Annotated in this window: 11 protein-coding genes; 10 read left to right on the top strand and 1 reads right to left on the bottom strand. The window is 48.0% G+C overall.

Translation table 11 applies throughout. From position 1 onward, the window contains the following. Positions 1-42 precede the first annotated feature (42 nt). The 10 genes from IJG50_01920 (at position 43) to IJG50_01875 (ending at position 12,595) form a co-directional block, all read left to right on the top strand. Positions 43-2,670: a response regulator gene (locus tag IJG50_01920; protein ID MBQ3378603.1), complete on the top strand. Its 2,628-nt coding sequence runs from the start codon at positions 43-45 to the stop codon at positions 2,668-2,670. A 40-nt stretch (positions 2,671-2,710) separates the two neighbouring features. Continuing rightward, a complete protein-coding gene (locus tag IJG50_01915; GenBank protein MBQ3378602.1) occupies positions 2,711-5,023 on the top strand; it encodes a response regulator in 2,313 nt (770 codons plus the stop codon). A 92-nt stretch (positions 5,024-5,115) separates the two neighbouring features. Then, a complete protein-coding gene (locus tag IJG50_01910) occupies positions 5,116-5,901 on the top strand; it encodes a PhzF family phenazine biosynthesis protein (protein MBQ3378601.1) in 786 nt (261 codons plus the stop codon). Positions 5,902-6,104: 203 nt separating this feature from the next. Beyond that, positions 6,105-7,304: an ATP-binding protein gene (locus IJG50_01905; GenBank protein MBQ3378600.1), complete on the top strand. Its 1,200-nt coding sequence runs from the start codon at positions 6,105-6,107 to the stop codon at positions 7,302-7,304. A 213-nt stretch (positions 7,305-7,517) separates the two neighbouring features. Next, positions 7,518-8,102: a hypothetical protein gene (locus IJG50_01900; GenBank protein ID MBQ3378599.1), complete on the top strand. Its 585-nt coding sequence runs from the start codon at positions 7,518-7,520 to the stop codon at positions 8,100-8,102. Positions 8,103-8,265: 163 nt separating this feature from the next. Then, complete coding sequence (locus tag IJG50_01895; GenBank protein ID MBQ3378598.1) at positions 8,266-9,006, top strand: hypothetical protein; 741 nt, start codon at positions 8,266-8,268, stop codon at positions 9,004-9,006. A gap of 164 nt (positions 9,007-9,170) precedes the next feature. Then, entirely contained in the window at positions 9,171-10,100 is a 930-nt protein-coding gene (gene cysK / locus IJG50_01890) for a cysteine synthase A (protein MBQ3378597.1), read from the top strand. Between the two features lie 111 nt (positions 10,101-10,211). After that, positions 10,212-10,619 (top strand): flavodoxin, encoded by a 408-nt coding sequence (locus tag IJG50_01885; GenBank protein MBQ3378596.1) that lies wholly within the window; start codon positions 10,212-10,214, stop codon positions 10,617-10,619. A 21-nt stretch (positions 10,620-10,640) separates the two neighbouring features. Further along, entirely contained in the window at positions 10,641-11,756 is a 1,116-nt protein-coding gene (locus tag IJG50_01880) for a cation transporter (GenBank protein MBQ3378595.1), read from the top strand. Between the two features lie 14 nt (positions 11,757-11,770). After that, complete coding sequence (locus IJG50_01875) at positions 11,771-12,595, top strand: EFR1 family ferrodoxin (protein MBQ3378594.1); 825 nt, start codon at positions 11,771-11,773, stop codon at positions 12,593-12,595. A 104-nt stretch (positions 12,596-12,699) separates the two neighbouring features. On the opposite strand, the gene IJG50_01870 is transcribed toward IJG50_01875, so the two are convergent. Then, positions 12,700-16,071 (bottom strand): leucine-rich repeat protein, encoded by a 3,372-nt coding sequence (locus IJG50_01870; GenBank protein ID MBQ3378593.1) that lies wholly within the window; start codon positions 16,069-16,071, stop codon positions 12,700-12,702. Between the last annotated feature and the right edge of the window lie 9 nt (positions 16,072-16,080).

Genomic DNA, 16,080 nt, shown 5'->3' with positions numbered 1-16,080 from the left:
ATGCGTGTTTCCGACACAAATTTTATGGCGGGAGGTAACGATATGAACGCAAAGAAAAAGAAAGACCGGATCTATATACAGAACTTAATATGCGTCATCTTGCTTATTTGCGGTATCGCACTCTCGTTCGTTTTTTTCTATCGTTCAAATGTGACGCGCATTTCGCACCAGAACGAAAACTATATTGCGGATATCGCGACGCAGCGAACGTCGCTTATAGGCGATATGTTCAAAGAAAATATAGCTTATATCGAATCGTCAGCCCTTGTACTTGAAACTGCCTTTCAGAATTACGGTGTGGACACCTCTAAGCTGAATGTAAAGAGTGATGAGGATATAGACCCTTCTGAAGTGGATAAAGTAGGGCAAATACTCAGAGATTGCGAAAACCGCTTTGCATTTAATTATCTTAGGTTCATCGACCTTAGGGGACGCGACTACACAACGGGAGATAAAATTATCGCGGCAAATGTAGCGGAGCGCGCGTATTTCAAGGAAGGCATAAGCGGCAAGACGGGAATGACGTACATTCTTGATTCAAAGGTAACTAGCGAACGTCAGATAGGGTTTTACAGTCCTGTATATCAAAATGATGAGCTCGTCGGGATCGCAGTGGGATTTTACGGAGAAGATTTTATAGACAATCTGCTCGAGGTATCCGTATTTGGGCAAGATTGTGATGTTCTGCTTTGCGATAAGGACGGCACTATCATATACAGTACGGATGATGATATAGGCGCCTCGAATTTTTTGGAGGACCTTTCCGCATTTTCGTTTTCACATGAAGAAGATGAAAAGAATGTGCGCGAGGCCTTTTTGCAGCGCGACAACACGCTTTACAGTTATCTGGTAAACGGGGACAGGACCGTAGGGATAGTATCTTATATAGGCGGGTATTCCGATTTCTTTCTGGTGCTGAATTTCCCCGCACAGACATATAAGAGCATGATTAGCAACGCGAGTATGAACGGCGCCGTTTTGCTCATCTGGCTCATCGTGCTGTTCGTGTCTGTCGGAGTGTTCTACATAGTCAGGTTCTTCCTTCAGAAAAAAAGACTTTTGGAGGAGACAAAAAACTCAAACGATATACATTTTGCAATGTCGAGGCTCTTTGAAAACTTTGTCATCGTGAACGCCGGCGCGCGCACCTATCATTATATCGAGGGCATGCCCGACGTAGGACATATCCCGAACGACGGCGCATACAACGTCTTTGCCGACGATTTGTTAGACCGCTTCCCAAATGAGGATGAACGAGCGGATGCGGCTAAGCTTATCGACTTTGACAGGCTGACAGAGCAGATGAACAGCGGGCGCGATATAATCTCCTGCAATCTGCACGCGCCTATCCGTGAGGAGGAGTGGTTTACATACAACTTTATCGTAGTTTCTCGCGATAAGGCAGGCAAGGTGTCGGAATTTATCATTGCCAGACAGGATATAACGGCGCTCCAGAAAAAGGAGGAGGAAACAAGAAGGATATTAGAGCATGCAAGAGACGAGGCCGAAAAGGGCAACAGGGCTAAAAGCAACTTCCTCTCAAGCATGAGCCACGACATAAGAACGCCGATGAATGCCATAATCGGTTATACCAACATCGCCCTTGACAAGCTTAACGACAAAGATATGGTAGAGGATTCTCTTAAAAAAATTGCGGCTTCGAGCCACTATCTTTTGTCTCTTATAAACGACGTGCTTGATATGTCAAAGATAGAAAGCGGAAAAATACAGCTAAACGAGAACATGTGCGATATTGGCCGGATCTTTGAACGTATCGCCGATCTTACCCGTTCACAGGCAAGCAAGAAGTCTTTAAGCCTTTCTTTCAACACGGATAAGGTCGCTCATCCGTGCATCATTGCCGACGAATTGAGACTTGAACAGATCTTAATAAATATAATCGGAAACGCAGTCAAGTATACGCCGAACGGCGGGTCTGTCTATATTGCTGCGGAAGAGATAGAGGAGCTTTCGGACAATAAAAGCAGATACTGTTTTTCAGTGCGGGATACCGGCATCGGCATGAGCGAAGACTTTCTGCCGCACATTTTCGAGAGCTTCTCGCGCGAGACCAACTCCACCATAAACAAGATACAGGGTACCGGCCTCGGCATGGCGATAACATCGAGGCTTGTTAAGCTTATGGGCGGAGAAATATCGGTTGAAAGCAAGCTTGGCGAGGGCTCGGTATTCTTTGTCAATTTAGAGTTTGCCTACCGGGAAAATACGCCAAAGAGCGATGTTGCTTCTTCGGATGAGGAGGCCTTTGATAAAGACGAGCTTGCAGACAAAAAAATACTTCTTGTAGAGGACAACGACATAAATGCGGAAATTGCAACGCTTGTGCTTTCCGAATACGGCATCGAAGTAGAGCGGGCGTCAAACGGGCAGGAAGGCGTAGATATGCTTGTAAAAAAGGGCAGCGGTTTTTATGACGCTGTGCTTATGGATATTCAAATGCCTATAATGAACGGCTATGAGGCGACAAGGCGTATCCGCAGCCTTGACAGCGAATATGCAAAGCGACTGCCTATAATTGCCATGAGCGCCAACGCATATGAGGAGGATGTACGCGAATCGCTTGCATCCGGCATGAACGGACACATTGCCAAGCCGTTTGAACCGCAGATGCTTGCTTATGAGCTGTATAAAAAAATAAATGCGAAGTGAAAAAACTGCGCCGTCAACTGATATGAGGGGGTGAAAGAGTATGACATACTCAATTATCGGAATATTGTCAACTATACTGCTTCTTATTACCAACCGTGAGCTTATCTGGAGCAGAGAAGTAAAAAAACTTACGAAAACACAGCGCGAATACCGCGGTTTTCTTCTGGGGATAATGGCATATCTCATAACAGATATGCTGTGGGGCATTTTGGAATCGCATAAGCTTACGGCTGTTCTTTACGCCGATACGTCGGTGCATTTTATCGCCATGGCGGCAGCCGTCATGCTCTGGACTCGATATGTCGTATCATATCTCGGTGAGAAAAATGTATTTGCGCGGTTTCTCTCATATGCGGGCATACTTTTTCTTTGCTATGAGGCGATAGTCGTTGCGATCAATTTTTTCCGTCCCATACTGTTCTGGTTTGATGAGAGCGGAGCGTACTATGCCGGTACGGCAAGGTACGTTACGCTTGCCGTACAGATAGTTTTATTCGTTTTGACGTCTGCATATACGCTGTGGGTCACCGCAAAGGAGAAGGGCGCGGCAAGGCGGCGTCATCTTACGGTAGGCCTGTTCGGTATCGCCATGGCTCTGTGTATCGCCATACAGGTGTTTTATCCGCTGCTTCCGTTTTACGCTATGGGATATATGCTGGGAACAAGCCTTCTTCACAGCTTTGTTATGGAGGACGAGAAGGAAGAATACAGAAAAGGTCTTGAAGAGGCTGTTGCAAGGGAACAGCTGCAGAAAGCCGAGCTTGCCGAAAGCAGGGAAGCGCTTAAGGACGCTCTTGCTTCGGCCGAACATGCAAACAGGGTGAAAACCGCGTTTCTCTCCAATATGAGCCATGAGATACGCACGCCGATGAACGCTATAATAGGGCTTAACAATATCGCTATGAACGATCCGACGGCAAGCGATAAGGTGAAGGAATATCTTGAGAAAACAGGCGCCTCCGCGCAGCATCTGTTAGGTATCATAAACGATATTCTCGATATGAGCCGCATCGAATCGGGACGCATGACGATAAAAAAAGAGGAGTTTTCTTTTTCCAAAGCTCTGGAGCAGGTAAATACCATAATAAGCGGTCAGTGCAGAGACAAGGGACTTACATTTGACTGTCATATAAAAGGTCACGTCGACGATTATTATATCGGCGATGTTATGAAGCTTAAGCAGGTGCTTATAAATATTTTGGGAAATGCCGTAAAGTTTACCCCCGAAGGAGGTACGGTACGGTTCATTATTGAAGAGGGACCGAGATTTGACAAGAAGGCAACTCTGAAATTTATAATAAGCGACACAGGCATAGGCATGAGCAAGGAATACCTGCCTCATATTTTTGAAGCCTTCAGCCAGGAGGATTCGTCTTCCACGAACAGGTACGGAAGCACGGGACTCGGTATGCCTATCACAAAAAGCATTGTTGAGCTTATGAACGGCCATATCGAAGTGGAGAGCGAGAAGGGCAAAGGGTCTGTCTTTACGGTAACGGTGACTCTCGGCGAATCCGAAAGAAAAAGCATAAATACGGAAGACGGCGACTTGAACCCGCACGAACTGAGCGTTCTTGTAATTGACGACGACCGCATCGCGCTTGAGCATGCCGAGATCATTTTGGGACAGATAGGAATCGGCTGCGATACGGCGGAATCCGGCTGGGAAGGCGTGGACAAGGTGAGGATACGTCACGGGCGCAGAGAGGATTACGATCTCATTCTTATCGACTGGCGAATGCCCGAAATGGACGGTGTTGAAACGACTAAAGAGATACGCTCCATAGTCGGAAACGATACGCCAATAATAATCCTTACGTCGTTCAATTGGGATGATATAGCCGATGAAGCAAAAGCGGCGGGCGTAGATACGTTCGTAGCAAAACCGCTCTTTGCAGGAAACGTTATGGACGAGTTTAGAGAGGCGTTTAGGCGCAAGAACGAAGCGCTCGAGAAGAAGACGGCAGACCTCAAAGGCAAACGTGTTCTTCTTGCGGAGGACGTGGCGATAAACGCGGAGATCATTATGATGGTGCTTTCCATGCGTGAGATGGAAACAGACCTTGCACAAAACGGTAAAATAGCCGTGGAATTGTTTAAAAACCATGAAGTCGGCTACTATGACGCTGTTCTCATGGATATGCGTATGCCCGAAATGGACGGACTTGAGGCTGCGCGGCGCATTCGTTCGATGGACAAAGCAGACGCAAAGTCTATACCTATTATTGCGCTGACTGCCAATGCATTTGACGAAGACGTTCAGCGAAGCATGCAGGCGGGGCTGAATGCGCACCTGAGCAAGCCTGTGGAGCCCGACGCTTTATTTGAGACGCTTGAGTCGCTTATAAAGTGATATGCGATCAAAAGAGCGATATTACGGAATTTTTTAATAAGAGAGATCGTCGCGCGCAGATTTGTGCCGTCGCGTACAGAGGTGATCACACAGTGAAACAATATATAGTAGACGCATTTTCCGATAAAGTATTTAAAGGGAATCCGGCTGCCGTATGCGTAATGCAGCGGTGGCCGGATGATGATTTGATGCAGAAAATAGCGATAGAGAACAATCTTTCCGAAACGGCGTTTGTTGTTTGGGAAAAAGATCGTTATCGTCTGCGCTGGTTCACGCCACATGCAGAGATAGATCTTTGCGGACACGCCACCTTGGGAGCGGCATTTGTACTTGCAAATTTTTATAAGCCTGAAGAAAACATATTTGAGTTTGATACCATGAGCGGAAGACTCACCGTTGCAAAAAAAGACGATCTTTATGAAATGGATTTTCCTTCGCGCATGCCAGTTCCCGTGGAAGTGACCGAAGATATAATAGACGCGTTAAACGGGCAGAAGCCGATGGGCGCATATCTTGGCAGGGATCTAATGCTTGTGCTGCCGGATGAAAAAAGCGTTCGAGATTTTACACCTGATTGGAATAGAATACGCGCTGTTTCAAAAGGGATGGGATTTCTTATAACGGCCAAAGCCGACGGCGGAGAGTATGATTTTGTATCAAGGTGCTTTTTCCCGAAAATCAATGTAAATGAAGACCCTGTAACAGGATCCGCACATTGCAATTTTGTACCTTATTGGGCCATGAAATTGGGAAAAGAAGAAATGACGGCGCATCAGATTTCCGCACGAGGCGGCATACTTTATTGCCGCAACGATAAAAACAGAGTGATACTCGGCGGAAGAGCCGTTTTATTTTGCGAGGCCGAACTTCACATTTAAACAAAGATCGCGTGGTTGCGTTTGCAAAATGAAGAGGAACTTGCAAAACGAGGATTTGAGCTGCCGCCAGCGCCTCTTATGAGGTGTTTGAAGCCTAGCTTTTGATGCGCGCAGCAGGCGGCCGACGATTCTATTTCGCATTTTTGAAAAAATATTGATTTTGCGAAATAGAATGGGGTATAATATAGATGAGGTGATATACCATGCGGCTGATCGAACGAGATTTCTACCTGAACAAACTGAAAGATGTGATGGGAACTCCGGATATTAAAGTAATTACCGGTGTCAGACGCTGTGGAAAATCCAAGCTTTTGGAGTCGTTCATGTCTTATGTTCGTGCCAACGATCCGAACGCGAGCATTATTCATATCAATTTTAACCTAAATGTGTATGAGGATTTGACAGAGTATCATGCGCTGAATGATTATATTGAAAAGGCTTATATCCCGGGGAAAAGCAACTTTGTTTTCATAGATGAAGTTCAGATGTGCAAAGGATTTGAGAAAGCTATCAACAGTTTGCACGCATCCGAAAAATATGATATCTATATCACCGGTTCCAACGCTTTTCTTTTGAGCAGCGACCTTGCAACGCTGTTTACGGGACGTACCTTTGAGATAGAGGTTTTTCCTTTTTCGTTCGCGGAATTTATGAGGTATTTCGCGCTTACGGATCAATATGCCGCTTTTAACCGCTATATCCGTGAGGGCGGCATGTCCGGCTCTTATCTTTATAAAACGCCGGAATCGAAATATGACTATATCTCCGATGTGTTCAATACATTGATCGTTCGGGATATCCGGCAAAAATATCGCGTGCGCAACATGCCCTTGATGGAACGCCTCTGCGATTTCCTAATAGACAACATTTCAAATCAGACTTCCACTCGCAGCGTTGCCGCGGCCTTTACAGGGGAGCATGTAAAAACAAATGATCGTACCGTCAGCGCATATATAAAATACCTTTGCAATGCGTTTGCGTTTTACAAGGTCCGAAGATATGATATTCAGGGCAAACGGTATCTTTCGTCGAATGACAAATATTATCTTTGCGATCATTCCTTCAAGTATGCGAAGCTGGGCACGAAAAACGCCGATCATGGCAGGATGATAGAAAATATCGTTGCCATTGAGCTTTTGCGCCGAGGATACGAGCTGTATGCCGGCGTGCTGTATAAGAAGGAGATCGACTTTGTTGCAATAAAACGAAGTGAAAAGCTGTATATACAGGTTTCCGGCAGCATAGACGACCCCGACACCTTCCGGCGCGAAATAGATCCGCTGCTAAAGATCAAGGACGCATATCCCAAAATGATACTTACCCGCACCCGACAGGAAGCTTATCAGCATGAGGGCGTGCAGATCGTCGATGTGGCCGATTGGCTGATAGAAGGCAATGCTTGAAGTGCGTAGCTGATATGATTAAGTAACGCGAGATTATATAATAACCGGGAGTACGAAAGCAACTGATAGAACGTTCGATTCCCGAAAACGAAGCCCCCATACTGCGCATTGACATTGCGCTCCAATGGTAATATCGTTAAATTGTTGACATAATATGTAAAAATAGCAGATGCCGCAAAGGGACGACCGTGCATAGACAAAGGAGATATGATAATGGGCTTTATATATTTTACTAAGGGAAAATACCCAGCATTTTTAACAATAAACAAACTTAATGCTGTGTTAAAAGAATTGGAGCGTTTAGGTTTATATGACCCTAATAATACGTTTGAGTTATTTGGCGGAAAGGAAGTAAATGCAGTAAATAAAACCATTATTGGTTATCTAAAAAGACTTGAAAAAGTGGATATAACTTCTTATTTAGAACTATTCTATGAATTTGAATGTGAGGGTAAAGAAGCAAAGGATAATTTGTTTGCGTTATTGGATTCGGCTGCATGTGTGCATAAGTTTTTTGGGTTTCAACAAACCGAATCAAGTATGTTTGATGTGCGGTTCCCTATGGGGCAAAGGTATACTTATGTTATTTCCAGGTCAAGAAAAGGAGATGTGTTATTAGATATTGATACAGACGAATTGATTGCGTTTAAGGGTAATTTGAATTGCTTTGTTATTCTGTTTCGAACATACTGGGTTATAGTTGATCATGGAAGTATACGCATTCATATAATTTCCGAAAACGATTCAATGGAAAAAAACAACAATAAAGAGATATCTGTGCTTGATTTTTGGGAGTAATGCAGTTTAAGATAAATATCCTAGACGTTTTGCAAATATATTTACAAAAACTATAACAAATTATAACAACGAAAAGCGACAAATATATCCGATGAGAAGCGCATTGTCGCAGATTGAGAGAACTCTTGCATCTGTGTGAGAAGTTGAAATGAGGTGAGTGTATATGCCCAAGAGCCAGATCATTAAAGATATTGTTGAGGAAAGAGTTGCTCTTGAACAATCCTTGAATAGATTATATATACTTGCTGTTGATGTTAAAAATGAAACGCTGGCAAGATGGGTTAAGAAAGAATTAAATGGATATAGTACCGCAGATGACTTGCCAGAATACCGCAGAAAAACTGGATTAGAGCTTAAATATTCAGGAATAAACGGAAGCTTGCAAGTTACGAATCAACCATTGCCACTGTATTATGTTCGAGAAAATCATCGCGAGAAACTTAAAAGAATAGATTTACACGATGGAATTCGGTATATATCCGAATTGGCATCTGCGAACAGTCCATCAATTAGGGATGTAAGTTATTTAGCTAGTGATGTTGCAGAAATCACAAATAATGAAGTGCAATGTATTTCAATTAAGCAAATCATTTCCCAATCCGTATTTCAGAATGTCTGCGCTAATGTGAAGCACTTAATGATTCAGGCCTTGTTAGAGCTTGAAAGCAAATACGGAAATCTGGATAAACTTGGTATTGATATTTCAGGTAAAAGGCCAGAACAAATTGAAGCAAATAATGAAGAACTCAATCGAATAGTGTTTAACATAAATATCTCTAGAGCAGCTGCTCAAAAAGAAAAATTGACAAGCAAAATTGTGTGGAAAATTTTATTCCCGATTTTTACCGCAGTAGTTGGAGCTATAATTAGCGCAGCGGTTGTAACACATTTGGGACTTGGTTAATTCCAATAAAGTCAATCTGACCCAAATAATCAGTCGCACCCCTCACCCCCCATATTTTCATTGACAATACCCCGCTTCGGTGATATCGTTATAATATTACAGCAAAAAATCTGCGGACGCCGCGTATGACGCTCGGCGTCCGCGTGAACATACGGAGTAAGACGATGATATACAACAACATTCTTGACGCGGTGGGCAATACGCCGCTTATACGCTTAAACCGCATGCCCGAGCCGGACAGCGCGGAAGTGCTCGTAAAGATGGAGGCCTTGAATGCGGGCGGCTCCATAAAAACGAGAACGGCGCTCAACATGATAGAAGCGGCCGAAAAAGACGGCCTTATAAATAAAGATACGATAATCGTCGAGCCGACGAGCGGCAACCAGGGCATAGGCCTTGCGCTTGTGGGCGCGGTGAAGGGATACCGCACGATAATAATAATGCCGGACTCCGTAAGCGAGGAGAGAAGAAAGCTTGTTCGTCACTACGGAGCGGACGTAAAGCTTATCCACGACGCGGGCGACATAGGCGCATGCATAGAGGAATGCTTAAATACCGCGCTTCGTATGCAGAAAAAGGATCCGAGAGTTTTCGTGCCTCAGCAGTTTTCCAATATAAACAATGTCATGGCGCATAAAAAGCATACGGCGCTTGAGATAATGGCGCAGGCGGCAGGCCCGATACACGGCTTTTGCTCCGGCATAGGCACGGGCGGCACGCTTACGGGCATTGGCGAGGTATTGAAGGCGCAGTATCCCGAGCTTGTTATATGGGCGGTAGAGCCGGAGAACGCCGCGATACTTGCGGGCGGCACGATAGGCACGCATATGCAGATGGGCATAGGCGACGGCATAATCCCCGATATTTTAAACCGCAATATCTACGACGACATCTACGTCGTGAACGACGACGAGGCGATAAATACGGCCAAGCGCCTTGCGCGCGAGGAGGGCCTTATGGTGGGCATTTCGAGCGGCACGAACGTCGCCGCCGCGCTGAAGCTTGCAAAGAAGCTCGGCCCCGGAAAGCGCGTAGTGACGATACTGCCCGACACGGCGGAAAGATATTATTCGACGCCGCTTTTCGGAGAATAAACTAAAAACGGAGGCAGACAGGCTGCTTCCGTTTTTTTGCGCGACGCACGGTTTGACGGAATATGTAAAGTATAGTAAAATTAAAATAAAAAAATGAAAGGCGGTTTTAAAATGAAGGTTGCGGTCCGCTATTATTCGCGCGGAGGAAATACGAAGAAGCTTGCGCTTGCCATAGCCGAAGCCGTGGGCGTTGAGGCGCTCGGCATGGATGAGCCTCTTACGGAGGACGTTGACATTTTGTTCATAGGAAGCGCAGTTTATGCTCACGGCGTGGACGAGGCCGTAAAGCGCTTCGTGCGCGGCATAGACGTAAAAGTGGGCAAGGCGGTGAATTTCAGCACTGCGGCCATCGTGAGATCCACGTATAAGCAGGTGGGGAAGCTTCTTTCGGAGAAGAATATACCGCAGGCGGCGGAGGAGTTCTACTGCCGCGGCGCGTTCGGAGCGATGCATAAGGGCAGGCCGAACGCCGACGATCTAAAGGCGGCGGCGGAATTTGCAAAGAAGATAATAGGATAGGCGTTCGATAAGGGAACTGAAATGGAACGGGATCTGAGGGAAAGGACCATCATAAAAACGAGCGTCACGGGAATAGTCGTAAACGTGCTGCTTGCGGCATTCAAGGCTTTGGCGGGCATTATGTCCAACTCCATTGCCATCACGCTGGACGCCGTGAACAATTTAAGCGACGCGCTCTCGTCCGTGATCACCATCGTGGGTACGAAGCTTTCGGGCAGAGCGCCCGACAAAAAGCACCCCTTTGGCTACGGCCGCATCGAATATTTAAGCGCGATGATAATATCGGTCATCGTGCTTTACGCAGGTATAACGTCTCTTGTGGAGTCGATAAAGAAAATAATATCGCCCGAGCCGCCCGATTACGGCGCGGTTTCGCTTATAATCGTCGCCGTGGCCGTAGGCGCAAAGGTGGCGCTTGGGATGCACGTGAAGCGCACGGGCAAACGTGTAAATTCGGAGTCGCTCGTAAACTCCGGGGCGGATGCGCTGCTCGATTCCGTAATATCGGCCTCCACGCTTGCAGCCGCCGCAATTTTCATATTCACGGGGCTGTCTATAGAGGCGTATTTGGGCGCTGTCATATCGGCGTTTATTATAAAGTCGGGCATAGACATGCTTAGAAGCACCATAAGTCAGATATTGGGAGAACGCGCGCAGAGCGAGCTTTCGCTTGCGATAAAAAAGACAGTCGCATCTTTCGACGAGGTACACGGGGCGTATGACCTTGTACTGAACGACTACGGCCCCGAAACGCATATCTGCTCCGTCCATATCGAGGTGGACGACACGATGACGGCCGCCCGCATAGACGAGCTTACACGCAGGATAACGCGCGAGGTATACGATAAGCACCGCGTTATAATGGCGGCCGTGGGCGTATATTCGATGAATACGCTCGACACGGGTGCGGTGAATATGAGAAACGAGATAAGAAAAACAGTTATGTCCCACGACGGCGTACTTCAAATGCACGGCTTTTATTTGAATGAGGCCGAGAAAACGATCACGTTCGATGTGGTGATAGACTTTGCCGTAAAGGAGCGCGAAGCGCTTTATCGAAAAATATACGATGAAGTCAAACGGGCTTATCCCGATCATAAGGTAACTATAGTTCTCGACACGGACGTAAGCGATTGACAAGCGAGGAAAAAATGAGGCGTTTTAAGATCATAAAGGCCGTATATTTCAGCCCGACGGGAGCGACTGAGATGACGGCAAAGCTTTTGGCCGAGCGTTTGTCCGCAGAATTGGAAGTCCCCTATGAAACGGCGTCTTATACGCTGCCGGACGAACGAAGGCAGGGCTTTTCATTTGGCCGAGACGAGCTCGTAGTATGGGCGACGCCCGTTTATGCGGGTAGAATACCGAATAAGACGCTTGAATACGTTAAAGGAGCCATAAAAGGCGACGGAGCGCATATTATAGCCGTGGCGGTGTACGGAAACAGGAGCTTCGGCGATGCGCTTTGTGAGATGTGCGGTATAATAAAAGACGGCGGATGCCTGCCCTTGGCCGGGATCGCGGCCGTGGCGCGCCACGCCTTCTCGGATACGCTGGCCTTGGGCCGTCCCGACGAGGCGGACATGAGTAGGCTTACGCTTTTTGCCCGTAAGATCGCGCAGAAACTTAAAAGCGGGGACGATATCGCGCCCGCAGCAGTACCGGGATGCGAACGCCTGGAAAAGTATTACACGCCTTTGCGAGAGGACGGCGCGCCCGCGAAGTTCTTAAAGGCCGCGCCAAAGGTGCGCGCCGAAAAATGCACGCGCTGCGGCTTGTGCGAAAGCGTCTGTCCGATGGGAGTAGTGACACTGGACGATCATCCGAAGGTCGTCGGCGCGTGCATAAAATGCATGGCCTGTGTGAAAAAATGCCCCGAAGGCGCGCTGTATTTCGACGACGGCGACTTTCTTTCACATATAAGGATGATAGAGAAAAGCTTTGCCGAAAGAAAGGAGCCGGAGCTGTTTTTATAAATATGGATCACATAACGCGGCAAAACTGCCGCGTTATGTTCATTTTCATATAAAAAACCGCGTCCTTTCGGACGCGGCTTCGGATCAAATTTTATGCGTTGTCTTTATGATGCGCTGCCGGTGGCGTCGATGTGCATAGCTTCGGTTTCGGGCGCGTAGTCGCTGTTGTCAAGTAAGAATACGGCGCACGTGCCCTTTTTTCCGGACGCGTGAGTATCGAACGAAACGGTTCGGTCTTCACCGATAGTCACAGCCTGTATCGAGAAGCCCGTCATGCGTCCCTCTTGGTCGTAAACGGCGATGGCCGCTTTATACGTGCCCGCCGAAACGTCTGAATATGTCACGGTGACCGACGCCGGAATACGCGAAAGCGTCACCGAGGCGTTGCTCGGCAAATTAACGGCGCTTATGCGGGAAAGAAGCTTTTTCCACGGCGTGCTCCATGTGCTGTAATTGGGGAGAGTGCCGCTGCCGCCGGGGATCGCGGCTACGGTAAGATCAATGGGCTGACCGATGACGAGCGTCTGAGCGCCGTAACTTCCCTGTATCACCTGCCACGTGAGACCGCCCAAGCATACGCCGTAATTTTGGGGCGTTTTTTCCTGCCATACGTTATCAAAGAAGGAGCAGTTTTTGAATATCTCACCTTCGGTATACGGGCCGCTTTCGTTTATAAGGGCATACGAGTAATTATTGAAAATCTGCGAATCCTCCACTACGAACGACGGCTTGTGAGTAGTAAGGTAATTGTAAAGCCTGAAGCAGGTCTGATCGCTTGCCTGCCCCGCCTCACTGCCGTTGTAGCTGTAATACGAGTTGCCGCTGAAAACGCAGCGTGTGAAGGTCGCCTCGGTGCTCGTTGATAAGACTGCGTTTTTCATACAGTCGCGCACGACGGTATCGCTTACCTTCACGCCGTCGCAGGAGCTGAATGCAAAGCCTATGACGCCGCAGCCCCACAGATCGCAGCGGGTGACCGTGAGATCGTGAACGCCAAACGCTTCGAAAACGTAGGCCTCGCCGTCGCACCCCGCGGTGCTCCTTGCGGCAACGTGGCCCATTATAAGGCCGTCGACGTTTATGAAGCGGCAGGGAAGCGAATTCGGGTAGTCGAGAGAGTTGCTTGCCGAGATAACGGGAGCGTTGTTTGCTCTCAGCACAAGCTCGGCCATACCGGGATTCTCCGCCTCAAGGGAGAAGTCGTACACGCCTCTCATATAAAGCGTGCTTTGAAGCATATATATGCCGTCCGCAAGGATCACGCGGCGGTTGGGAGCTATGGCTGCTCTTATCTCGGCCTCGACTTGCGACTCGCTTCGTTCGCCGCCCGCAGGCTCGATGCGGATGACGGTCACTTCGGCGCGCCGACCCGTTAATTCGAAGTTTAAGCCCATTTCAAGCGCGTACATATGGGCGTAAGTCATCTCGTCGACCGAGTATACGGCGGCGGGGCTTTCCTCGGCGTAACTTCGTACAGACGTAAGCGACGCGGGTAGGTTAATACTTTCAAGCGACGTGCAGCCCTCGAATGCAAAGCTGTTTATAAGAGTCAGTCCCTCGGGAAGCTCGATTTTACGGGCTTCGTTAAGTCCGTAAAAGGCGTATTGTCCTATCGAGATCACGCCGTCTTTTACGACGACATTTGTGATAATGTCGTGCCATTTATACCACGGAACGATATTGCTGTAACGGGCGCCGTCCTTCATCGTGCCCGTGCCCGATATCGTAAGCACGCCGGAGGCGTCCACCGTCCAGTGGAGTTTGCCGCTCACCGTACCGGAGGTCTCGTCGCCGCCCCAGTCGCCCTCGTCTATTATGCCGGTGACAATGTAGGGCTCAAGCGTATATGCGTCGTCCCATGCGGTGCCCGTCCAAAGTATCTCAAGATAAGAGGGATAGCGGACGGTAACGGATTTTCCGCCGGGGAAAAGGGCGGACGGGTCGCTTATCTGCGGCGGACGCGATGCAAACGTGACCGTTTTGAGCGCAGGAAGCTCTACGCCGTCGGAAGCCGATATCGTAGTGAGCTTATCTGAAAACGTGATGCTTTTAAGCGACTCGCAGTCCTTGAGAGCAGAAGTGGTGAAAGAGGTTATGCTGCTTGGAACATCGAGAGATTCCAACGCGCTGAAGCCTTTAAGCGAGTAAATGTACGTCATCGTGTCGGGCAGCACGAGCTCTGTTATCGTATTTGCCGAAAAGCCCGTCGGGTATGTGCCGTAGTCATTAAGCTTCGTCATGGACTTGGGGAGTATAAGCTTTTTAAGATAGGGGTGATCTTTAAACGAGCAGCCAAAGCTCGTAGTGCCCTCCAAAAGCTCGTACGTATCGCCCTCGCGCATGGCGGGATAGCATACGATACTTTGGCCGGAGTCGCGCTTTTCATATACTACGCCGTCATCGGAAAAATAATTCTCGCCGCCCTCGGCTACGTCCACGCGGCGAAGGTTCGTCATCTTTTCAAAATCGGAAGCCGAAAGAGAGGTGAGCGTATTCGGAAGAGAAACGGTTTCAAGCGCGGTGCAGCCGTTTATTGCGCCTTTAAGATAAGTTATGTTTGCTTCTACATTTATGGACTTAAGGCTTGTGCAGTCTCGGAAAATGTTTTCGCCGAGGCCCTCCTGCGTAACGGAGGCGGGAATAGAGGCCGAAACAAGGCTTTTGCATTCGGAAAAAGCGCCGCTTCCGATCTCGGAAATGCCGTTGGGGAGTTTTATTTCCGTTATGGCTGTATACGAAAAAGCGCCGCTTCCTATGGTTTTAAGAGTCGAGGGAAGAGATACCTCCGAAAGCGCATGCTGCCATCTGAACGTATCGTCTCCGATGCTTACGAACCCTTCGCCGAAGGTCACGCTCTCTATGTTTTTGCAGTCATTGAAAAAGTCGCGGTCTATAGATTTAAGACTTCCGGGCAGACGGATACGGGTAAGCTTGTTGCACCCGTAGAAGGGCATCTCACCAAGCGTTGTCGTGCCATCGGCGATCGTAATATTCGTAAGACCGCAGTTTGCAAATATGCGGCCGCCGACATTAACAAGCGTAGACGGCACGCTCACATCCGTAAGATCCTCGCAGAGGTAAAAGGCGAGGCCGCTTATATCGGTGACGCCCTCGGGGATTACAATTTTTGTAAGGCCGCTGCCCCTGAACGCTTCCTGCCCTATGCTTTTGAGCGTCGACGGCAGGGAAACGGACGTCATCGATTCAAAGTGGTAAAAGATCTCGTCGGGAAGCGAGGTTATGCCCTCGCCTACGACGACGTTCTTAACGTCTCTGAAATTGTAGTCGCTTTCGTACCACGGCCAGCCGTCCTCGGGCTTTACGATATCGCCCGTGCCGGTTATGGTAAGCGTCGTCTCGGTCATCGACCAGTGAACGGAGCCGAAATCGCCGCTGTTTACGCCCTCAGCAAGCGACTGCACATTAAGCGACAGAACGATAAGAAGAAAGAGAACAAATGGAATAAGCTTTTTCAAAACGTGATA

This window comes from Clostridia bacterium (assembly GCA_017405765.1).
Taxonomy (GTDB): domain Bacteria; phylum Bacillota; class Clostridia; order Oscillospirales; family RGIG577; genus RGIG577.
Note: the sequence above shows the minus strand (reverse complement) of the source record. Positions and strands in the feature narration are given on the sequence as shown.

Excerpts from the sequence above, each read along its gene's own strand:
- IJG50_01905 (MBQ3378600.1), top strand. The coding sequence starts at position 6,105 with ATGCGGCTGATCGAACGAGATTTCTACCTGAACAAACTGAAAGATGTG.
- IJG50_01880 (MBQ3378595.1), top strand. The coding sequence starts at position 10,641 with ATGGAACGGGATCTGAGGGAAAGGACCATCATAAAAACGAGCGTCACG.
- IJG50_01920 (MBQ3378603.1), top strand. The coding sequence starts at position 43 with ATGAACGCAAAGAAAAAGAAAGACCGGATCTATATACAGAACTTAATA.
- IJG50_01885 (MBQ3378596.1), top strand. The coding sequence starts at position 10,212 with ATGAAGGTTGCGGTCCGCTATTATTCGCGCGGAGGAAATACGAAGAAG.
- cysK (MBQ3378597.1), top strand. The coding sequence starts at position 9,171 with ATGATATACAACAACATTCTTGACGCGGTGGGCAATACGCCGCTTATA.
- IJG50_01875 (MBQ3378594.1), top strand. The coding sequence starts at position 11,771 with ATGAGGCGTTTTAAGATCATAAAGGCCGTATATTTCAGCCCGACGGGA.
- IJG50_01900 (MBQ3378599.1), top strand. The coding sequence starts at position 7,518 with ATGGGCTTTATATATTTTACTAAGGGAAAATACCCAGCATTTTTAACA.
- IJG50_01915 (MBQ3378602.1), top strand. The coding sequence starts at position 2,711 with ATGACATACTCAATTATCGGAATATTGTCAACTATACTGCTTCTTATT.
- IJG50_01895 (MBQ3378598.1), top strand. The coding sequence starts at position 8,266 with ATGCCCAAGAGCCAGATCATTAAAGATATTGTTGAGGAAAGAGTTGCT.